This is a genomic window from Cupriavidus sp. LA-1 (genome assembly GCF_055385985.1).
The window spans coordinates 250,761-268,852 of the sequence record NZ_AP031389.1 but is presented as its reverse complement, the minus strand read 5'-3'; the positions used below and the strand labels follow the sequence as shown (position 1 = coordinate 268,852).

The 18,092-nt window shown below is 60.9% G+C and carries 20 protein-coding genes and 2 pseudogenes; 14 read left to right on the top strand and 8 right to left on the bottom strand.

The window, feature by feature from the left end; all coding sequences use genetic code 11:
- The first annotated feature begins 3 nt into the window (after positions 1-3).
- The 8 genes from ACZ5MJ_RS33595 to ACZ5MJ_RS33560 all read left to right on the top strand — a co-directional run bounded on the left by ACZ5MJ_RS33595 (position 4) and on the right by ACZ5MJ_RS33560 (position 7,744).
- Positions 4-1,473, top strand: a complete 1,470-nt coding sequence (locus tag ACZ5MJ_RS33595) for an NAD-dependent succinate-semialdehyde dehydrogenase (protein WP_464226790.1) — start codon at positions 4-6, stop codon at positions 1,471-1,473.
- 66 nt (positions 1,474-1,539) lie between these two features.
- Complete coding sequence (locus ACZ5MJ_RS33590; protein WP_464226789.1) at positions 1,540-2,346, top strand: SDR family NAD(P)-dependent oxidoreductase; 807 nt, start codon at positions 1,540-1,542, stop codon at positions 2,344-2,346.
- Positions 2,347-2,348: 2 nt separating this feature from the next.
- The gene (locus ACZ5MJ_RS33585) at positions 2,349-2,792 is read left to right on the top strand and encodes a hypothetical protein (RefSeq protein WP_464226788.1); all 444 of its coding nucleotides are present in this window, start codon (positions 2,349-2,351) and stop codon (positions 2,790-2,792) included.
- A 4-nt stretch (positions 2,793-2,796) separates the two neighbouring features.
- On the top strand, positions 2,797-4,473 hold the full coding sequence (locus ACZ5MJ_RS33580; RefSeq protein WP_464226787.1) for an FAD-binding oxidoreductase: 1,677 nt from the start codon (positions 2,797-2,799) through the stop codon (positions 4,471-4,473).
- Positions 4,470-4,820: a c-type cytochrome gene (locus ACZ5MJ_RS33575; protein WP_464226786.1), complete on the top strand. Its 351-nt coding sequence runs from the start codon at positions 4,470-4,472 to the stop codon at positions 4,818-4,820. Before ACZ5MJ_RS33580 ends, ACZ5MJ_RS33575 begins: the two co-directional genes overlap by 4 nt.
- A complete protein-coding gene (locus ACZ5MJ_RS33570) occupies positions 4,817-5,623 on the top strand; it encodes an SDR family NAD(P)-dependent oxidoreductase (protein ID WP_464226785.1) in 807 nt (268 codons plus the stop codon). Before ACZ5MJ_RS33575 ends, ACZ5MJ_RS33570 begins: the two co-directional genes overlap by 4 nt.
- Positions 5,624-5,683: 60 nt before the next feature.
- Positions 5,684-6,961 carry an oxidoreductase gene (locus ACZ5MJ_RS33565; RefSeq protein WP_464226783.1) on the top strand — a complete coding sequence of 426 codons (1,278 nt, stop codon included), beginning with the start codon at positions 5,684-5,686 and terminating at the stop codon, positions 6,959-6,961.
- Between the two features lie 219 nt (positions 6,962-7,180).
- On the top strand, positions 7,181-7,744 hold the full coding sequence (locus tag ACZ5MJ_RS33560) for a TetR family transcriptional regulator (protein ID WP_464226782.1): 564 nt from the start codon (positions 7,181-7,183) through the stop codon (positions 7,742-7,744).
- Positions 7,745-7,809: 65 nt separating this feature from the next.
- On the opposite strand, the pseudogene ACZ5MJ_RS33555 reads toward ACZ5MJ_RS33560, so the two are convergent.
- From ACZ5MJ_RS33555 to ACZ5MJ_RS33545, 3 genes and pseudogenes are all read right to left on the bottom strand, one after another.
- Positions 7,810-8,077: pseudogene (locus ACZ5MJ_RS33555) on the bottom strand (transposase).
- A gap of 81 nt (positions 8,078-8,158) precedes the next feature.
- Positions 8,159-8,293, bottom strand: a complete 135-nt coding sequence (locus ACZ5MJ_RS33550) for a transposase family protein (protein ID WP_464226781.1) — start codon at positions 8,291-8,293, stop codon at positions 8,159-8,161.
- Positions 8,278-8,451 (bottom strand): transposase family protein, encoded by a 174-nt coding sequence (locus ACZ5MJ_RS33545; protein ID WP_464226780.1) that lies wholly within the window; start codon positions 8,449-8,451, stop codon positions 8,278-8,280. Before ACZ5MJ_RS33545 ends, ACZ5MJ_RS33550 begins: the two co-directional genes overlap by 16 nt.
- 529 nt (positions 8,452-8,980) lie before the next feature.
- Between ACZ5MJ_RS33545 and ACZ5MJ_RS33540 the strand changes: the two genes are divergently transcribed.
- Positions 8,981-9,193 carry a helix-turn-helix domain-containing protein gene (locus tag ACZ5MJ_RS33540; RefSeq protein ID WP_464226779.1) on the top strand — a complete coding sequence of 71 codons (213 nt, stop codon included), beginning with the start codon at positions 8,981-8,983 and terminating at the stop codon, positions 9,191-9,193.
- A 134-nt stretch (positions 9,194-9,327) separates the two neighbouring features.
- Here ACZ5MJ_RS33540 and ACZ5MJ_RS33535 read toward each other — a convergent pair whose 3' ends face one another.
- Positions 9,328-9,831: a ProQ/FinO family protein gene (locus ACZ5MJ_RS33535; protein WP_464226778.1), complete on the bottom strand. Its 504-nt coding sequence runs from the start codon at positions 9,829-9,831 to the stop codon at positions 9,328-9,330.
- 113 nt (positions 9,832-9,944) lie between these two features.
- A pseudogene (locus tag ACZ5MJ_RS33530) lies at positions 9,945-10,202 on the bottom strand (tyrosine-type recombinase/integrase); the annotation flags it as partial.
- Positions 10,203-10,455: 253 nt separating this feature from the next.
- On the opposite strand from ACZ5MJ_RS33530, the gene ACZ5MJ_RS33525 reads away from it, so the two are divergent.
- Genes ACZ5MJ_RS33525 through ACZ5MJ_RS33510 form a run of 4 tightly spaced genes read left to right on the top strand, consistent with a single transcriptional unit; the run spans position 10,456 to position 13,849 of the window.
- A complete protein-coding gene (locus tag ACZ5MJ_RS33525; protein WP_464226777.1) occupies positions 10,456-11,640 on the top strand; it encodes an acyl-CoA dehydrogenase family protein in 1,185 nt (394 codons plus the stop codon).
- Positions 11,641-11,680: 40 nt separating this feature from the next.
- Positions 11,681-12,346 (top strand): CoA transferase subunit A, encoded by a 666-nt coding sequence (locus tag ACZ5MJ_RS33520; RefSeq protein WP_464227054.1) that lies wholly within the window; start codon positions 11,681-11,683, stop codon positions 12,344-12,346.
- Positions 12,343-13,011, top strand: a complete 669-nt coding sequence (locus ACZ5MJ_RS33515; RefSeq protein WP_464226776.1) for a 3-oxoacid CoA-transferase subunit B — start codon at positions 12,343-12,345, stop codon at positions 13,009-13,011. Before ACZ5MJ_RS33520 ends, ACZ5MJ_RS33515 begins: the two co-directional genes overlap by 4 nt.
- 58 nt (positions 13,012-13,069) lie before the next feature.
- The gene (locus ACZ5MJ_RS33510) at positions 13,070-13,849 is read left to right on the top strand and encodes an aldolase (RefSeq protein WP_464226775.1); all 780 of its coding nucleotides are present in this window, start codon (positions 13,070-13,072) and stop codon (positions 13,847-13,849) included.
- Here the strand turns inward: ACZ5MJ_RS33510 and ACZ5MJ_RS33505 are convergent.
- A complete protein-coding gene (locus ACZ5MJ_RS33505) occupies positions 13,836-14,648 on the bottom strand; it encodes a helix-turn-helix domain-containing protein (protein ID WP_464227053.1) in 813 nt (270 codons plus the stop codon). The genes ACZ5MJ_RS33510 and ACZ5MJ_RS33505 overlap by 14 nt on opposite strands.
- On the opposite strand from ACZ5MJ_RS33505, the gene acuI reads away from it, so the two are divergent.
- Positions 14,649-15,635: an acrylyl-CoA reductase (NADPH) gene (acuI, locus tag ACZ5MJ_RS33500; RefSeq protein ID WP_464226774.1), complete on the top strand. Its 987-nt coding sequence runs from the start codon at positions 14,649-14,651 to the stop codon at positions 15,633-15,635.
- 96 nt (positions 15,636-15,731) lie between these two features.
- On the opposite strand, the gene ACZ5MJ_RS33495 is transcribed toward acuI, so the two are convergent.
- Together ACZ5MJ_RS33495 and ACZ5MJ_RS33490 are read right to left on the bottom strand one after the other, a co-directional pair.
- Positions 15,732-16,706 (bottom strand): Bug family tripartite tricarboxylate transporter substrate binding protein, encoded by a 975-nt coding sequence (locus tag ACZ5MJ_RS33495; protein ID WP_464226773.1) that lies wholly within the window; start codon positions 16,704-16,706, stop codon positions 15,732-15,734.
- Between the two features lie 50 nt (positions 16,707-16,756).
- Entirely contained in the window at positions 16,757-18,085 is a 1,329-nt protein-coding gene (locus ACZ5MJ_RS33490; RefSeq protein ID WP_464226771.1) for an MFS transporter, read from the bottom strand.
- Positions 18,086-18,092 lie beyond the last annotated feature (7 nt).

Here is an 18,092-nt window from a genome sequence, read left to right as displayed (position 1 = left end):
GCCATGAGTGACGTGAAAAAACTACCGCTAAAGGATCCGGACCTGCTGCGCCAGGCCATGCTGATCGAGGGTAAGTGGGTGCAAGCGGACAGTGGCCAGACCATTGATGTCATCAACCCCGCTACAGGAGAACTGGTGGCGCGTGTGCCCAATGGCGGCGCGGCTGAAACGAGGCGCGCCATCGAGGCGGCTGAGCGCGCCATGCGCAGCTGGCGCAAGACTTTGCCCAAGGAACGTGCCAAGGTGCTGCGCAAGCTTTATGACCTGATGCTCGAGAACATCGAGGACCTGGCCGTCATCATGACCGCTGAGCAGGGTAAGCCGCTGGTGGAATCACGCGGCGAGATCCTCTATGCCGCCGGCTTCATCGAGTGGTTCTCTGAAGAGGCACGCCGCGTCTACGGCGACATCATTCCGCAGAACGTGGACGGTCGCCGCATCTTGGCACAGAAGGCGCCCATCGGCGTGTTTGCGGCGATCACGCCGTGGAACTTTCCTTCGGCGATGATCACACGCAAGGCCGGCCCGGGCTGGGCCGTGGGCTGCGCCGGTGTCATTAAGCCCGCCAGCCAGACACCGCTGTCGGCTCTGGCGTTGGCCGTTCTGGCCGAGAGAGCTGGCCTGCCACCGGGCGTGTGCAATGTGGTCACCGGCTCGGCCCGAGCCATCGGAGGCGAGCTGACGGCCAATTCCATCGTGCGCAAGCTGTCGTTCACCGGCTCGACTGAAGTTGGTGCGCAGTTGTTGGCCCAATGTGCGCCGACCATCAAAAAGACGAGCATGGAGCTGGGCGGCAACGCGCCCTTCATCGTGTTCGACGACGCCGACGTGGACGCCGCTGTGAAAGGCGCGCTGGCGGCGAAATACCGCAACACTGGCCAGGCCTGTGTCGCGGCAAACCGCTTGTTGGTGCAATCCGGCATCTATGGCGCTTTTGCGAAGAAGCTCGCCGAAGCCACAGCCGCATTGAAGGTCGGCAATGGCATGGAAGAGGGCGTGTTGCAGGGGCCGCTGATCAACGAGGACGCGGTGCTCAAGGTCGAGGAGCACATTGCCGACGCCGTATCCAAGGGCGCTCGCGTGGTCGCTGGCGGCAAGCGGCACGAGCTGGGTGGATTCTTTTTTGAGCCCACCGTGCTGGCCGACGTGCCGCACGACGCGCTCATCTTCAACGAAGAGACCTTCGGCCCGGTAGCGCCGCTGTTCCGTTTCGAGACCGAGGCGGAAGCAATCTCCTTGGCAAATGACACGCCGTTTGGCCTGGCTGCGTACGTCTACGCACGCGACGTGGGTCGCATCTTCCGCATCGTGGAAGAGCTCGAATTCGGCATGGTCGGCGTCAACGAGGGCATGATCTCGACCGAGGTTGCGCCGTTCGGCGGCGTCAAGACTTCAGGTCTGGGACGCGAGGGCTCCAAGTATGGCGTAGACGACTACCTGGAGATCAAGTATGTGGCTCTTGGGGGTCTTTAATATACGATACGGATCGTATATTATATTTGAAATAAAAGCCAGTAAGCAGCTGGAGGAGACAGAACTATGTACAGGGCCTTAAGCCTAGAGGGCAAGGTCGCCATCGCGACGGGCGGGGCTGGCGGTATCGGCCAAGCCACCGTGGAACTGATGATAGGCCGTGGCGCGCGCGTCGCCATTGCCGACATCGCGCTGGATCGCGCGCAAGCGGTCGCTGCGAAGTACGGCGATGCCGCGATTGCTATTGGCGTGGATCTCTCCGACGAGGCCTCGATCAAGGCCATGGTCGCCCGTGCGGTCGAGCATTTCGGCCGCCTCGACATCTTGCACAACAATGCAACCGCCGTCGGCCAGCAACTGGTCGCCGCCGATAACGGCATCGGTGAGATGGCGACCGAAACCTGGGACACCTTCTTCAACACCAATTGCCGCGGCACCATGATCGTGACCCGTGAAGCGCTGCCGCACTTGGTCAAGAGCGGTGATGGAGCCATTGTCAACACCGTGTCCGGCATGGCTTTGCAGGGCAACATCCGTTTTCATGCCTACAGTGCGACCAAGGCCGCAATGATGCAGATGACGCGCGCCGTGGCCACGGCCTACGGGCGCAAGGGCGTACGTTGCAATGCGGTCGCGCCGGGTCTGGTACTGACCGAAACCGTGGCCAAGGATTTCCCCTCAGCGATGCTTAAGCTGGTGATGGATGAAACCCCACGTGATCGCGTCGGCGCACCGGAGGACATTGCCGAAGCCGTGGCGTTCCTGGCTTCGGACGCAGCACGAAACATCACTGGGCAGACGCTCGTTGCCGATGGTGGCGTGTCGATCCACATCCCGGGATTCTCTGCATACCGCGAATTTTTCGGAGACTGAGGATGGGTTTTGAAGACATCCGGATGAGCCGCCGCTCGTTGCTCATCGCCACCGGCAGCGCCGCGGCGTTGGCCGCGGTTGCGCATCCTTCGCTGTTTGCTGCTTCCGCTGCAATTTCCGCTTCGGTGGAAGTGCCGAGTCCTTCCGACATCCGCTACATCGTCATGGATCGTCGTTATCCGCAAAGCCTGGCGTATGCCAAGGCGCAGGCAGAGAAGAGCGGCAAGCCGCTTGAAGTTACCGACGGCCTGACCCGCCTGTGGCAGGAACACCTGCATCCGCTGTGGCAACAGGGCGAAGGCGCCGTTGCCGGCCTGACCACGCTCGCGGTGTGGCAGTGCCTCGCCGAGCAGGCGCGCAGTCACGCATTTCGCACCCGTGTGCTGACGCCGTTGGCTGACAACGACGGTCACCCCGACAACCTCGTTTCCTGGATCATCGCGTGACACCATGAGAACCCCACCGAACGTAGCTCCCAAAGTCTTCGCCAACGCCCTCCAGGAATTCGCCAAGGTCGTCGGCAAGGATTGGGTACTCACCACCGACGAAGAACTGTTCCCATACAAGGACGCCTATGCGCCGACGCGCGACACGCCGGAAGACCGCAGCGCCGCTGCCGCCGTGGCGCCGGCTTCGGTCGAGGAAGTGCAGGCCGTGGTGCGCATCGCCAACAAGTACGCTATTCCGCTGTACACGATTTCCACCGGCAAGAACCTTGGCTACGGCGGCTCGGCGCCGAATCAATCCGGCAGCGTGGTACTCGACCTGAAGCGGATGAACCGCATCATCGAGGTCAGCGAGAGCAATGCCTACGCCATCGTCGAGCCGGGTGTCAGTTACTTCGACCTGTACAACTACATCCAGGAGAAGGGCCTGAAGCTGTGGATCGACACCGCTGATCCGGGCTGGGGCAGCGTGCTGGGCAATGCGGTCGACCACGGCGTGGGCCACACCCTGTCGCGCTTCCGCGATCACTTCGGTTCGCATTGCGGCATGGAAGTGGTGCTGGCCAATGGTGAAGTGGTGCGCACCGGCATGGGCGCGCTGCCCGGCGCGAAGACCTGGGGCCAGTACAAATATGGCATGGGCCCAAGCGTCGATGGCATTTTCTCGCAGTCCAACTTCGGCATCGTCACCAAAATGGGCATCTGGCTGATGCCGGCGCCGGAAGCCTTCCTCGAAGGCACGATCTACGTTCCGCGCTACGAAGACCTGCATCCCCTGGTCGAACTGCTCAAGTACGCCGAGAACACCGGTCTGGCGCCTGGCACGCCAGAACTGCTCAGCCCGCTACTGGGCGTGAGCAACAAGACCCAGCATCTGGTGGAAGCCTTCTACAAGGGCCCGCCGCAGTTGCCGAAGGGGCAGGCGGACCTGGTCGCCAAGGCCAAGGTCGGTTATTCGGCAGAACTGGCCAAGTACGGCGCCGACAACAAGATCCCGTACTGGGGCCTGAGCCTGAAATTCTATGGCCCGCGGAAGGTGGTCGCCGCGCAGTGGGAAGCAGTGCAGGAACTGGCAAGCAAGGCGATCAAGAACGCCGCCTTCCAGTCCGGCCCGATCCAGACCGACCCGCGCAAGGCCGCCGCCGAGTGGACTTTCTACCCGCAGGACGCAGGCGTGCCGAACATGGATTTCTTCGGCATGGGCACGCGCGCCGGCGGCAATCCGAACCCGATGCGCGGGCACATGTGGTTCTCGCCTGTCATTCCGCAGAGCGCCGAAGGCATCCTCGATGCCAACCGCGTGTTCGACGAGGCCGCGCGCACCGTTCCCGCCCTGCAGAACGTCCCGATCTGGAACCTGCGTCCGTTTGCGCTGCCGGCGCCGTTCTACGAACGTACCTTCCTGTTCATCGTCGGCTTTCCGATTACCGATGACCTGGCCCTGAACAAGTCGATCATCAGCGCCTACCGCACCTTGCTCGACATCGGTGCTAAGCATGGCTGGGGCGAATACCGCTGCCATACGGAATTCCAGGACCAGGCGATGGGCCTGTACTCGTACAACAACAACAGCCTGCTGCGCCTGCACGAAGCCATCAAGGACGCCGTTGATCCCAAGGGCATCCTGTCTCCGGGCCGTTATGGCATCTGGCCGAAAAACCAGCGGAAGAACGCCAAATGAAGAACATTAAAACGATATTGCTGGCGGCGATGGTGTGCTGGGCCAGCTCCGCCACGGCTGGCGGCAACGCTCCCAGTGGCGCGGTGAGTGGCCAGGGCAAGGCTATTTTCGACAAGTGGTGCGCGATGTGCCACGCGGTGGGCGAACATATGCCCGGCACGGCGTCGCTGCAGGCCAAGTACGGCGGCAGCATTCCCGCCGTGCTGGAAGAGCGCAAGGACATGAACCCGGACTTCATTCGCCATTTCGTGCGCAATGGCGTGCTGATCATGCCGGCTTTCCGCAAGACTGAAATCACCGACGCCGATCTCGACGCGCTGTCGACCTATCTGAGTTACAAAAAATGAAATACGCGGACAAAATCAGCCGTGATTTGCGTGTGGGCCGCCTGCATGACAAGGTGGTGCTTCTCACCGGCATCGGCAGCGGAATGGGTCGCGTGACGGCGCGGCTGTTCGCGAGCGAGGGCGCGATCGTCGTGGGCTGCGACATCAACCCAGAAACGACCGCTGAAACAGCGCGGCTGGTGGAGTCCGATGGTCATTCGATTGACGCTGTCGCCCCGGTCGATCTCAGCAGCCGCGATGCTGTGTCGCGTTGGGTGGACGCCGCCGTCGCTAAGCATGGCCGCATCGATGTGCTCTACAACAACGCCAGCATGCCCCGTTTCGCGCCGTTCGCGGCGCAGAGCGATGAGGACTATGTCTTCACGATCCAGAACGAGTTGGATCTGGTCTGGCGCGCCTGCCAGGTCGCATGGCCGCATCTGGTGAAGTCGCGCGGCGCGATCGTCAATATTGGCTCGGGCGCGGGTATCCAGGGCGCGCGTGCGCTTCCACAGGCGGCGCACGCCGCCGCGAAGGGAGCCGTGCTTGCGCTGACGCGCCAACTCGCGGCAGAGGGGATCGCGGTCGGCGTGCGCGTCAACTCGGTGAGTCCCGGCGTCATGAACACGCCGCCGGTCCAGGCGATGTTCCGTGACATGGGTGACAAGGCGCCGGTGGCCGAGATCGTGGAGCGCACGATCTCGGGGCAGCCCGGTGATCCGGTCGCCGTCGCCTACGCGGGCCTTTACCTTGCCTCCGACGAGGCGCAGTGGGTTACCGGAACCAATATCTTGGTGGACGGCGGCGCGAGCGCAATCATGTAGCGCGTGGGCGGAGTGCAGCGATTGCCAACTCCCAATCCTCATTCACAGACAAGATTTTCGATGACGACGACAACGACCGCGGTGCTCGCAAGCCCTCTCAAGATCAACAAGCTCGAAATCAAGAATCGCATCATCCTCGGGCCGATGGCGGTGCTGCGTCCGACCGATGACGGCCGGCCGAGCGAGCAGACCATCGCTTTCCTGACGCGGCGCGCCAAGGGCGGAGTGGGGCTCATCATCGTCGGCGGCTCGGTGGCGAGCGAGCGGGCGTGGAACGAGTCGCCGTTCTCCCCGAACGTGCGTTTCGACAAGGACGAGTTCGTTCCCGACCTCAAGCGGCTGACGGACGCTGTGCATGCATACGGCACGCCAGTCTTCGCGCAGTTGTTCCCGAGTTTCGGTCGGATGGGTGTGCCGCGCAACGGCAACTGGATATCGTCTGCCAGCCCGACACCGGTCGACTTGGGGGCGGGCAGCCTGCCAGAGAACCTCTACATTCCGGGCGGACGCGTCACGCCGGTACCCAAAGAGGCCACGATCGGTGAGATCAAGGAACTGGAAGCTGCAGTCGTCTCCGCGGCGCGGCGCGCCAAGGCGGCGGGCTTCGACGGTGTGGAGATCGGCGCGCATATGTGCTATTTCTACTCATCGTTCCTTTCGCCGCTCGCAAACCAACGCACGGATGAGTACGGTGGTTCGGCCGAGAACCGTGCCCGGGCGCTGCACGACGTGGTCGCCGCGGTGCGCGCCGAGGTAGGCTCCGATTACCCGGTCGGCATCCGCATGAGCGTCAACGACCACATGCCAAATGGTCAGGGGCCAGAAGGCTTCGCCGAAGTGGCCGCGCACATTGTCAAGGCCGGCGTGGATTTCATTTCGCTCAGCGAAGGCAACTACGAGTCCATGGGTGAGAACGTCACGAGCATCTCCGGCAACATGCTCGCGCACGGCGAGCCACAGGCTTTCCGCAAGGCGGTGGGCAGCGACGTTAGGCTGTTCCTTTCCAGCACGCCCGATCCGAAGCAGGCCGCCGAGGCTATCGAGGCCGGGCATGTCGACGCAAGCATGCTCGCCCGGCAGATGCTGGCTGACCCGGATTACGCCGCGAAAGTTACCGAGGGGCGCGAGCGGGAAATCGTGTGGTGCGACCATGCGAACTCCTGCCTACGCCGGCTGATCCTTAACGTGCCGGTGGCTTGCCATAAGAATCCTGAGATGGGCCGCGAGGATACGGGCGCCACGCAATCCAGCCTCGTCCAGAACGCCATCGTGTGGGCCACCGGCAATCGGACGCTGATGACATTGGCCGACAAGCTGGCTCGCATGAATCAAAAATAAGTCAATGCAGACGAAGTGGACCTGCAGATGTTCGCCAAGCGGGCCTGGGTGCTCGACGCTGCGCGGGGCGGCCGACAAGGCCGGCATCAGTACCGTGCTGCTTGCCGAGGAGCGCCGCTCGGTTTCACTGCGCTTGTGGCATAACACGGGGATCGACTAATGGCGAGGCGGACAGCTCTGGAGGCGGATCAGACCCGTCTGACGATTATGTGCGCCGCCGTGCAACTGTTCTGCTCCGCAGGTTATGCACGTACCACGCTGGAGGAGATCGCCCGCCTTGCAGGCGTTACCCGAGGCGCTGTGTACTGGCACTTCGAGAGCAAGCAAAGGTTGCTGGAGAGCGTGTGCCACGATGCCGTGGAGGCTTTAGAGGAAGCCTTTTCGACCGAGTCACCATCCTCGCCGCTCCAGGCCATGGTGGCTACTGCCGAGGCCCTCTTCCGCACCGTGGTCGGGCAGGGCGACGCGCTGAATATCAGCGCGCTGCTCTTCAAATGGGGCCGGCAGGGCGGTTCCGATATCATCCGCGACCAACGCATCGCGCTCAGCGTCCGGTTGCGCAGCCATGCCGGCGGATGCCTCGAGCACGCCGTGGCTGCGCGGCTGTTACCGGCGCGCACCAATATACTGACGGCGGCGTTCGCCTATGAGGCCTATGTGTTCGGTATTGTCGAAAGCTGGCTGTTCGAGCCGAGCTTCGACTTGGCCGCGCAAGCGGGCGAACTGGCGGGCAAGGCAGTTGGCTTGGTCGGGGCGTTACAGTGGCACGTAGCAAATCAGTAAGGCGACGCATGGCTAGCGCGTTCAATTGGGTGCTCTCCAGTTAATCCAGCCACTGCTGCTGCCACCTAAGCCTCCAGGTACGACCGGGTATACGACGGGTCGTGGAACAAGTCATAGACCACGTGGGCTTGCGGGCAATGCATGCGCACCTCCAGGTCGTGGGCGGTGTTCATGTCCATAACCGCCGCGCGCAGCCGAGCGCATCCGTCTGGGCCGAGCAGGACGAATGTCCTCGCGCGAACGCCCACGCCCTACCCACAGCACCCGCGCGCGCGACGGCTCGACGATGACCGTGGCATAGCGGTGGCCTTTCTGAATGGCAAACTCGTCCATGGCGATGACCGTGACCCCGCTCAGGTCCTCCGGCCCCAGTTCCTGCTCCAGGTGGTGCTGGTCGATTCGCTTGACCGCCGTCTAGGACGGCCGGTAGAACTTGGCAACATGGCGCAGTGACATTACCTTGCACAGCGGTGCCACGCTGGCGGCCAGCCGCGTCGTTACCCGTGCATAGGGAGTCAGCCAGTCGAGGCGCTCTAGCTTCCGCCACATCGCCGGCAGGCCAGGCGCAGCCTCGGGATGATCAGTTCGACCGGCAGCGCGAACACCGGCTGATCACGCACACGCTGCTCGCCCCGGTCATGCACGGCGCTGACGCCACGGCCACAGCCACTGCAGTACTGCCGCCGCGCTTTCGGCTCAAGCCGCATGGCGCACCAGCGCTATCCATTGGGGTTGATCGCAACACGCACCCATCGTGTCGGACCCCATCGCAGCAAACCTCGACCGCCTCGTCACAAGCCTCTATCCACATGCCGCCTACAAGGCTTGCTCAGGCCTAAATTGGGTTGGGGGGCTGGGGTTGGTCCAGCCAATCTCGAACACCATCTCGTCCAAGGATTGCCGTCTGGCCCAGCACGAATGACGTTCTTCAACATCAAGTGAAGCCGTTACGTCGAACTTAAAATGCAATTAATCGCCAGGCTTCGCCTGCAACCATTAATCGCTGGCTGGCATGAGGCAGTTCCCCCCGGCATAGAAAGCAGCCAATCCTGTTCCGGATTATAATTTCAACATCATGAAATTATCCAGCCAGCAGCCTCCACGCTGGCTTGCCTCCTTCACGGACGGGCCCCGATGCCGCGACCACTACCTGATCCGACGCCACCGTCGCGCGCGACGATTCGCACCATTCACCAACTGGGCGACCGCATTCGAGCAACCCGGGCAGGGGAAGCGATGCCCATAGACCAGGCGGCGAGGCATTGCGGTGTCTCTGTCGGCATGCTGTCCAAGCTCGAGAACGGCAAGGGCGTCAATCTCGAGCACGCCCTGCGTGTGCTGGACGGACTGGGTTTGACGATGCTGATCGTGCCCAAGGCGCATGCACCTTGGCTCGAACAGGCTGCGGCCCATGCGTCCAAGACTGGCGAGCTGGCAGCGTGGGATTAGTCCTTGACCTCGGCTGAGTCAGACCCGGCTGGCCTCGCACATCGGCGACTCCCAACTTTGACGCCGATGCTGACCACAAACGCCAGCAGCCTCATGGCCTTCGCTGAGCGGGCTGTCCATGCCAAAACTTCAACCTATCGAGCCGCATCAACGGGGTGCGACGCCTTCGCTGATTTGGATGGTGCTCCCGGCGAACGCCTCGCCTGCAGTTGCTGCGCCCGTTTTGCATCCTCCGGGCGAACCTGCCCCGCCTCCTGGCCGGCCAGATCCCTCCGCGATGCGCCTTCGATGAGGCAGGCCCAGTAGCGGGCGCCGCCGCACCAGGTCTTGATCGCCTCGCGCAATTCGGCTTCCGTGAGGGCAAGCTTTTGGGCATGCGGGAGGAGATCCTCGAAGATGCCGATCTTGAGCGGCACCTTGGGCGCCGGGTTCTTCGGAAAGGCTAGCGGAAAATGCCGTTGCAGCCTGGCGATCGCGTGGACCACCGGATCGACCGGCTTTGCCGGATTGGCCGGCGCAGCGTCCCGTGCGCGGGGCGGCGTGGCCCGCTTCGGAACCTCGGCAGGCTTTGCGGCCTTTTCAGCCTTTGCCTGTGCTGCCAGTTGTGCTTTGAGTGCCGCCAGTTGTTCGAAGCCCATTGTATTGAGTGGTGGATCGCGTGGAGCGATTTTAGCAGCCGCGTATCCCGCGCTGAGCCGCAGGTGCGGCTTCTATCCGTGCGCAAAGGCCATGGAGTGGCATGCTTGCGCGCCTACGTCTTGCTGCTCCAGCCGATCCGATGTCGCTCCTGGGTGGCCTCGTGCCGGGCATCCTCTTGGCTGTGCAGGTAGCCGCTGGTGGTCGCGATCGAGGCATGGCCAAAATTGTCCCGCACAAAACGCAGGTCGACCTGCTGGTCGGCCATGTGCGAGCCGGCGGTGTGGCGCAGCCAGTGCGCCGAGGCGCTGGCCAGCACCGCAGCCTGACCCTCCCACTCGGGCCCGCGCGCGCGCAGGCGAGCGGCTGCCATGGCGGCGCCAAAGCCTATGCTCAAAAGGCTCCCTCCGTGCAACCCGACCCATCTGCTCGACCTAAAGTGCCTTTTGCTTGGCACGAGCATTGCAATGATCAGCCAAGGGGACAAGAAATTTCCGTATTGACACTTTGTGTCCTATGGTGGATATTGATTGAACCCAAAGGCGGCAACGCTTGCGCGGCTTTCGGGACAACTGACGGCAACCTCTTAGGTTGTGTTTGGACCACAAACATACAGCTTCAGTGAGATGAACAGTTTTGGCCGTTATGACGAGCTGCTTCGGCCGTCGGAACTAGAACTTGTCGGGCGAGCCGCGGCATTCTGCAATGGGGATTTCGCCCATGAGATTGAGGTCGCGTTTAAGGAAGGACGTCCTTTCGACACGAGAATCATCGCAGAGTGGGCCGAACTCGGCATGCTCAAGCTTCAAGTTCCCATCGAGCAAGGTGGCTATGGCGAGTCATTCATATGCAAGCTCCGGGTGGCGCAGGAAATGGCGAAGGTGAGCTTCGCCGCCGCATTTGCCTTGAACAACATGCAGGGCATGGTGTCACGCCTCGCCACGCAGGGCAGTCAGACTCAGAAGGACTACCTTCTCGAAGGCCTGATGGCGGGCTCGTACATCGGCGCGCCGGCCATGACCGAGCCGGAGGTCGGAAGCGACCTCGGGGCTTTGTCGACACGCGCTACCAAGGTTGAGGGTGGTTGGCTGCTCAATGGCACGAAGGCGTGGATTACCAACGGCGCGATTGCCAACTGTCTGATGGTGTTGGCATGCTGCCAAACCGGCAACGGTAGTGAGGACATTGCGGGCTTCCTTGTCACCCGCGGGGACACGAGCACCTTCGCATCCTCTCCAGCCAGCGTGCCCGGAGGAGCCTCCTTCCGTTTGGCGGAGATTCGATTCGACGACCACTATGTTCCGGACTGGGGTCTCATGTACGAACCCGGCCAGGCATTCAAGCGCTCCCTGCAGGCAATCAACGCGGCTCGTGTTCACGTTGCGGCGATGTGCCTTGCATCTCTCGATTCCGCGCTGGAAGCGGCAGTGATCTATGCCGGAACTGAGCGAAAAACCTTCGGACGTCCTCTGCTGGACCACCAAGGCCTACGGTGGAACCTAGCTGATGTCGCGATTCGATTGGACGCCGCCAATGCGCTCGTGTTGGAGGCTGCGCAAGACATTGAGGCAGGACGGGGTGACCCCGGCTTGTGCGCTGCAGCAAAAGTGTTCGCAACGGACACGGCAAAGGCAGGCATTGATCAGTGCATCCAGGCGATGGGTGCGGTTGGCGCGTCGTCGGCATATCGCCTCAGCATGCTGCAGTCCGAACTGCGTCTTGCGTCATACGCAGACGGGACAACAGAGATGTTGAGGGATCGCGTCGGCCATGGCCTCGTCAAGCGTTACAGCACCCCATCTGCCGCCTAATCGTCAAAATCATCAGTTCAATCATAGATTGCTCAAGACCATGCGAAACGTTGTTGTTGAGAATGCGGCCAAGGCTGTCTCAGGTCTCGTCGATGGTGCCACCGTGATGGTGGGAGGATTTGGCGGTGCTGGCTTGCCCCGCGCACTAATCAAAGCGGTCCTGGAGAGTGGCGTCCGTGACTTAACCGTCATTTCGAACAATGCCGGCGCAGACGCGGACGACCTTTCGCTTTGGTTTGCGGCAAGAATCGTCAAGAAGATCATTTGCTCGTATCCGCGGAGTGCCGCCGTTTTCGGCGAACAATATCGCGCAGGCACAGTCGAGCTGGAACTCGTTCCCCAGGGCACGCTCATCGAGAGAATTCGATGCGGTGGTGCGGGCATTGGTGGCTTCTACACGCCAGTAGGGGTGGGTACGGTGTTCGCCGACGGCAAGCCGAGCATGGAAATCGGCGGCAAAGAGTACATCCTCGAACTGCCGCTGAAGGCGGACTTCGCGATGCTGAAGGGACGCGTCGCGGATACGGTTGGCAACGTCGTCTACAACAAAACGGCGCGGAACTACTCGCCGGTGATGGCGACCGCCGCCAACACAGTCATCGTTGAGGTGGACGACATCGTCGAGTCAGACTCACTGGACCCTGAGTCGATCGTGACGCCGTGCATCTTCGTGGATCGCATTTTCAAGTCGGAGCCGCGGAAATGAAACCTCTTTCCCGAACTGAACTCGCGGCTGTAGTCGCCGCCCATCTGCCCAAAAATAGCTTCGTCAACCTAGGCATCGGTGCACCAACTGAGGTAGGAAACTTCCTGCCACCGGAATCCGGGGTCATGCTTCACAGCGAGAACGGGATTCTGAACATCGGTCCGCGCCCACCGGCTGGGCAAGAGGACTATGACCTTATCAATGCGGGTAAGGCACCCATTACCATCGCGACCGGTGGCTCGTATTTCGACACCGGACTCTCGTTTTCCATGATGCGTGGTGGACACCTGGACATCGCGGTGCTTGGCGCATTCCAGGTGAGCGAAAAGGGTGACCTCGCGAACTGGACGACCGGTCTCAACACAGGGGCTCCCCCTGCAGTGGGGGGGGCAGTGGATCTCGCGGTTGGCGCCAAGGCCATCTGGGTCATGATGGACTACTTCACGAAGGAAGGGACATCCCGAATCGTTCCGGCCTGCACTTATCCCCTGACTGCAACCCGGGTTGTGAAGCGCATTTTCACCAACCTGGCCGTGCTCGACGTTACGGAAGACGGTCTCGTCGTTCGGGAATGCGTGCCAGGTCTGGACATTTCCAAGCTCCGCGACGCTACGCCGGGCGTGAAGATCCTTTGGTCTGATGACTGCAAAGAATTTGAAGTGTGATTTTTAAGTTCGAGTTTCGCATCGCGCTGCGAGCGGATATCCATTTGAGGTGATGACTATGAAGGTAGAAGAAGAGCTCGGTCTGCGGTCGAAGGAATACTTCGACAAGCGTGCGACGGAGGAGATGGCGAAGAACCTGGGCAAGTCCCAGCGTTCGGTAAAGGAACTGCTGGCGTACGCATGCCGAGTCCTTGCGCACACCGAACAAGAGGCAGGTCTTGCCGGCCAAATAAGTGCTCGCTCTGATCGCCCCGGCGCCTACTGGACGCTCCGCTTCGGCCTGGGCTTCGATGAAGCAACGCCGGATGACTTTATTGAGGTGGACCAAGACTTGAACACCCTGAGCGGTGAAGGCATGGCCAACCCGGCCACACGCTTCCACCTCTGGGTGTACAACGCTCGCCCGGACGTCAATTCGCTCATCCACGCGCACTCGCCTTGGGTGTGCGCGCTAGTCGCTGCTAAGCAGAAGCTGGTTATCTCGCAGATGGATATGTGCCCGCTGCATGACGACTGCGCGTTCCTTGAGGAGTGGCCGGGCGTACCAATTGCCGACTCCGAGGGTGTCATCATTTCTCGAGCACTCGGCGACAAGCGAACCATATTGCTGGCCAACCATGGCTATCTGACTGCCGGAAAGTCAGTGCAGGAAGCTTCATACCTATCCGTGTACCTGGAGCGTGCCGCTCGCATGCAAGCTCGTGCCCGCGTATTCGGTGAAGTGCAACCAGTACCGGATGACCTCGCAAAGGAGGCGCACGACTATCTGCTGAAGAATTCGATCGTGAACGCGACCTTTGACTATTGGTGCCGCCAAACGAAGGTTACTTTTTCGTAACTCGCTTCACTGGGGCAGCCGGCTTGGTCTTCTTAGCCGCTGCCTTTATTCGGCTCGGAGCGGGCGCCATGCTGGCATCCGGCGTCGATACGCTAGCCTCGCCGCTCGTTCCCTTGGCTGCCACAACGATCAACGCTGAGCAGTCTTCGGGTTCTAGTGGGAACAGCTGATGCGCAATCGTGGAGTCAAACTGGACACAGTCCCCAGTCGAGATGACCTCCTTGCGATTCGCGATATGAAGTTCAAATCGACCGGAGAGCACGTACAAGAGCTCTTCACCATCGTGGTGACTCATGATGCGGCCGCGCGATTGCGTCTGTCCTGGTCGAAGGATAAATGCTCGCATCAGCGAGTCTGGCTTCATCCCTGCGATGAGCGACATGCGGTTGTCGGCCGCATCCGATTGCGACGCCCGAGTAATAGTGATTGGATCCGCTGTCTGATCCTGCCCGAACAGTCGCTCGACCGATACGCCCAGCGCCTTGGCTAGCTTCAGCGCTGATTCGATGGACGGGCTTGATACACCTCGCTCGATTTTCGAGAGATAGCTCCGCGTTAGACCAGAGTCCTCGGCTAGCTGCTCCAAAGTGAGGCCGCATTGGACGCGAAGGTATTTGAGGTGGAGTGCCATCTGGACGAAGCAGGTTGTTAGGACTGGTCTGGCGAGGAGCAGGCTTTGTTTGACCTTTCCGCGCCTCTGTTGGGCGCATTTTATACCGCCCGGTGAATATGTGGTTGGCTGCGCAAGATGTTGTACTAGGCGCATCACTTTATTGTTGTTGAACTTGACCGAGAGCATATGTTTCACGCAATCCTACTCAATCAGAATGAAGGCAAGACGGTGGCCTCCTTGGAGACGCTCGCCGACGACCAGCTTCCTCAGGGAAACGTCACCGTTGCCATCGACTACTCCACGCTGAACTACAAGGACGGCCTTGCCATTACGGGGAAGAGCCCTGTGGTACGAAGCTGGCCGATGGTGCCGGGAATTGACTATGCCGGTACCGTCGAGAAGAGTGAAGATCCGCGCTACGCGGTGGGCAGCAAAGTAGTTCTGACCGGCTGGGGCGTTGGTGAAGGACATTGGGGTGGCCTGTCGCAGAAAGCCGCCGTCAGCGGTGACTACCTGGTGCCCCTCCCGGCGGGACTGAGCGCCCGTGACGCGATGGCGATTGGTACAGCTGGTCTCACGGCCATGCTTTGCGTCATGGCTTTGGAGCGGAACGGTATCATCCCTGTTTCGGGCGACATCCTGGTGACGGGTGCGAATGGCGGAGTAGGAAGCTTTGCCACGTTTCTGCTGGCCAAGAAGGGCTACAAGGTCATCGCGTCGACCGGTCGCCCTTCGGAAGCGGACCGGCTTACCAAGCTTGGTGCCCAGGAAATCATCGACCGTAAGACCCTTAGCGAACCGGGCAAGCCTCTGCAGCGGGAGCGCTGGGCTGGTGCGGTCGATTCGGTAGGCAGCCATACGCTCGCAAACGTCTGTGCTGGGACCAAGTACGGCGGTGTCGTCGCTGCGTGTGGGCTGGCGCAAGGTATGGATTTCCCGAGCAGCGTCGCCCCCTTTATCCTGCGCGGGGTCACCTTGGCCGGCGTCGACAGCGTGAAATGCCCGTTGGAAACCAGGACGGAAGCCTGGCGTCAGCTCAGCGAGACGCTCGCGGGGTCCGAACTGCTAACTCAAGTGGAGGAAATCACCTTGGGCCAAGCGATCCCGGTAGCAAAGGACCTGCTCGACGGTAAGGTTCTCGGACGCGTGGTCGTAGACGTCAACGAGCATTAGTCAACCGCTACTCGGCCCCGGGGAAACTCGTGGGCCGACAGCTGTAATACAAAAGGGGCAACCGAGGTTGCCCCTTTCTCACAAGTACCCGGCCTATCAGTTTTCGACCGGAAACTTGTTATCCACAACAAATTTTTTCCAGTACACCACGTCGCTCTTGATTTCCTCCGAGAACTTCACAGGAGTCGACCCCTTAATCGGGATAGCGCCCAAAGGAGTCAGTGCCTCGCTGAAGGCTTGACTGTTCGCAAACTTCGAGACGGCTGCCGCAAGCGTTTCGACGACTTTAGGCGGTGTCTTTGCCGGCGCAACAATGCCGAACCACGGCGCCACGTCCATCTTGGCTGCCCCGGCTTCCTGCATAGTCGGAATCTCGGGGAACAGACGGGAACGCTCGGAGCCTGCCGCTGCCAGCGCCTTGAGTTTTCCGGCTTTGATGAACTGTGCGACAGTAGATTCCGTGAAGAATCCAACCTGAACCACGCCTCCGACCAAGTCGGTAATAGGCTGGTTGCCGCCCGGATAGTTGATGGCTGCCATATCGACGCCGTTCAGGACATCGAAGAGAGCGCCTCCGAAATGCGATGAAGCGCCATAAGTTGCCCCATAGTTCAGCTTGCCCGGATTCTTCTTCGCATACGCGATGAACTCTTTGACATTCTGGGCAGGAACACTGGGGTTCACCACCATCATCACACCTTGTTTGGCAAACTTGGCAATCGGGGTGAAATCGGCTACTGGGTCGTAGTTCAGGCTGCGATACAACGCCGGTGCGCGAGTCTGTACAGAATCAGTGCTGAGCATGAGCGTGTAGCCATCGGGCTTCTGCGTCGTGACGTACTTTGCAGCGATGAGGCCGTTGCCGCCCCCCTTGTTTTCGACGACCACTGGCTGGCCGAGCTCCTTTGACAACTCTTGCCCCGCCAGTCGCGCAATGATGTCAGTAGGTCCGCCGGCCGGATAGCCGACTACCAGCCGGATGGGGCGAGAAGGCCATGCTTCGCTTGCCACAGCCGCAAATGAGGTCATTGCCATGGCGGCAATCGCTATGCGCTTTACTTTCGACAGCATTTTTAGTTCCTCCAAAACCAGTATTCGTTGTAATGGCAGCCGAGCACACTTCAGCGGCTTACGCTTGAGGGGACGCGCTCGTCGGCGAGAGACCGTTTGCTACCGTGCATTTTCCAGACGCTAAAGCATGCAATGACGCCGAGCGCGCTCAGGTACCACGTGACAAAGCGAGGGTCACCGCCGCCGATTTTAAGAAGCCAAGTCGCCACGATCGGAGCCAATCCGCCACCGATTGCCCCGGAAACCTGCACAGCGAGGGAAATCCCGGTGTAACGGACCTCTGGGGGAAATTGCGCTGAGAAGAGGCTTCCCTCGGGCCCATACAGCAGCGCGTAGACGATTCCTACCGCGAGTATCAGTGCGATGTTGATCCATGCCGCCTCCCGTGTCTGCAGGAACTGAAAGAAGATTGGGGCGCAAAGCACGATGCAAACCGTGCCGATCATGAACATTGCCTTGTGCCCGACCTTGTCGCCGAGCAGCCCGCAGATTGGCATCACAAACAATGCGACGAGCGCACCCCAGATGTTCGCTTCGAGCATGACGCTACGTGAGACGCCGAGGGTTCCAGTTGCGTAGGCAAGCGCAAAAGTCGCGACCGTATAGAACCAAGTGACTTCCGCCAGTCGGGCGCCAACTACGGTGAATACCTCGCCCGGATAGTTTCGAATTACCTCGACTACCGGAAGATTCACCTCCTTTCCGCGAGCTTGCATTCCCTCGAAATCCGGCGATTCACTCACCTTCGCTCTGATGAACCAGCCTACGGCGAGAAGTACGACGCTGGCAAGAAAGGGGATTCGCCAGCCCCACGACAGCATGTCGGCTTCAGGTAGCTTTGCAACTGCTCCCATTGCGAGGGACGACAGAATTAGCCCAGGTGCAACACCTGCTTGCGGGAGGCTGCCAAAAAGCCCTTTCTTGCCTTCCGGGGCATGCTCGACAGCCATCAGGACAGCGCCACCCCATTCGCCTCCCACAGCAATGCCCTGCAGAAAGCGCATCAATACCAGCAGCACCGCAGCCCAATAGCCAATCGACTCATACGACGGGATCAGCCCGATGAGTATGGTCGGTACGCCCATCAGAAAGAGGGTGATGAGCAGCATGGATTTTCTGCCCACTTTGTCTCCGAAGTGGCCGAAGACGATGCCGCCGAGCGGCCGCGCAAAGAATCCGACCGCATAGGTGGCGAAGGCAGCCATTGTTCCCACCAACGGGTCAATGGCGGGGAAGAATATCTTGTTGAAGATCAGCGCGGCGGCAGTGCCATAGATGAAGAAGTCATACCATTCTATTGTGGTTCCCATCATGCTGGCGAGGCCCGCAACGATGTAGCGGCGTGATGAACCATTGGGGGGCTTGGCGTAGGTGAGCATTTCTTTG

What these genes read in the sequence shown, in the direction of transcription:
- ACZ5MJ_RS33595 (WP_464226790.1), top strand. Translation starts at nt 4, where the DNA reads ATGAGTGACGTGAAAAAACTACCGCTAAAGGATCCGGACCTGCTGCGC.
- ACZ5MJ_RS33590 (WP_464226789.1), top strand. Translation starts at nt 1,540, where the DNA reads ATGTACAGGGCCTTAAGCCTAGAGGGCAAGGTCGCCATCGCGACGGGC.
- ACZ5MJ_RS33585 (WP_464226788.1), top strand. Translation starts at nt 2,349, where the DNA reads ATGGGTTTTGAAGACATCCGGATGAGCCGCCGCTCGTTGCTCATCGCC.
- ACZ5MJ_RS33580 (WP_464226787.1), top strand. Translation starts at nt 2,797, where the DNA reads ATGAGAACCCCACCGAACGTAGCTCCCAAAGTCTTCGCCAACGCCCTC.
- ACZ5MJ_RS33575 (WP_464226786.1), top strand. Translation starts at nt 4,470, where the DNA reads ATGAAGAACATTAAAACGATATTGCTGGCGGCGATGGTGTGCTGGGCC.
- ACZ5MJ_RS33570 (WP_464226785.1), top strand. Translation starts at nt 4,817, where the DNA reads ATGAAATACGCGGACAAAATCAGCCGTGATTTGCGTGTGGGCCGCCTG.
- ACZ5MJ_RS33565 (WP_464226783.1), top strand. Translation starts at nt 5,684, where the DNA reads ATGACGACGACAACGACCGCGGTGCTCGCAAGCCCTCTCAAGATCAAC.
- ACZ5MJ_RS33550 (WP_464226781.1), bottom strand. Translation starts at nt 8,293, where the DNA reads ATGTGGCGGAAGCTAGAGCGCCTCGACTGGCTGACTCCCTATGCACGG.
- ACZ5MJ_RS33545 (WP_464226780.1), bottom strand. Translation starts at nt 8,451, where the DNA reads ATGCGGCTTGAGCCGAAAGCGCGGCGGCAGTACTGCAGTGGCTGTGGC.
- ACZ5MJ_RS33540 (WP_464226779.1), top strand. Translation starts at nt 8,981, where the DNA reads ATGCCCATAGACCAGGCGGCGAGGCATTGCGGTGTCTCTGTCGGCATG.
- ACZ5MJ_RS33535 (WP_464226778.1), bottom strand. Translation starts at nt 9,831, where the DNA reads ATGGGCTTCGAACAACTGGCGGCACTCAAAGCACAACTGGCAGCACAG.
- ACZ5MJ_RS33525 (WP_464226777.1), top strand. Translation starts at nt 10,456, where the DNA reads ATGAACAGTTTTGGCCGTTATGACGAGCTGCTTCGGCCGTCGGAACTA.
- ACZ5MJ_RS33520 (WP_464227054.1), top strand. Translation starts at nt 11,681, where the DNA reads ATGCGAAACGTTGTTGTTGAGAATGCGGCCAAGGCTGTCTCAGGTCTC.
- ACZ5MJ_RS33515 (WP_464226776.1), top strand. Translation starts at nt 12,343, where the DNA reads ATGAAACCTCTTTCCCGAACTGAACTCGCGGCTGTAGTCGCCGCCCAT.
- ACZ5MJ_RS33510 (WP_464226775.1), top strand. Translation starts at nt 13,070, where the DNA reads ATGAAGGTAGAAGAAGAGCTCGGTCTGCGGTCGAAGGAATACTTCGAC.
- ACZ5MJ_RS33505 (WP_464227053.1), bottom strand. Translation starts at nt 14,648, where the DNA reads ATGCTCTCGGTCAAGTTCAACAACAATAAAGTGATGCGCCTAGTACAA.
- acuI (WP_464226774.1), top strand. Translation starts at nt 14,649, where the DNA reads ATGTTTCACGCAATCCTACTCAATCAGAATGAAGGCAAGACGGTGGCC.
- ACZ5MJ_RS33495 (WP_464226773.1), bottom strand. Translation starts at nt 16,706, where the DNA reads ATGCTGTCGAAAGTAAAGCGCATAGCGATTGCCGCCATGGCAATGACC.
- ACZ5MJ_RS33490 (WP_464226771.1), bottom strand. Translation starts at nt 18,085, where the DNA reads ATGCTCACCTACGCCAAGCCCCCCAATGGTTCATCACGCCGCTACATC.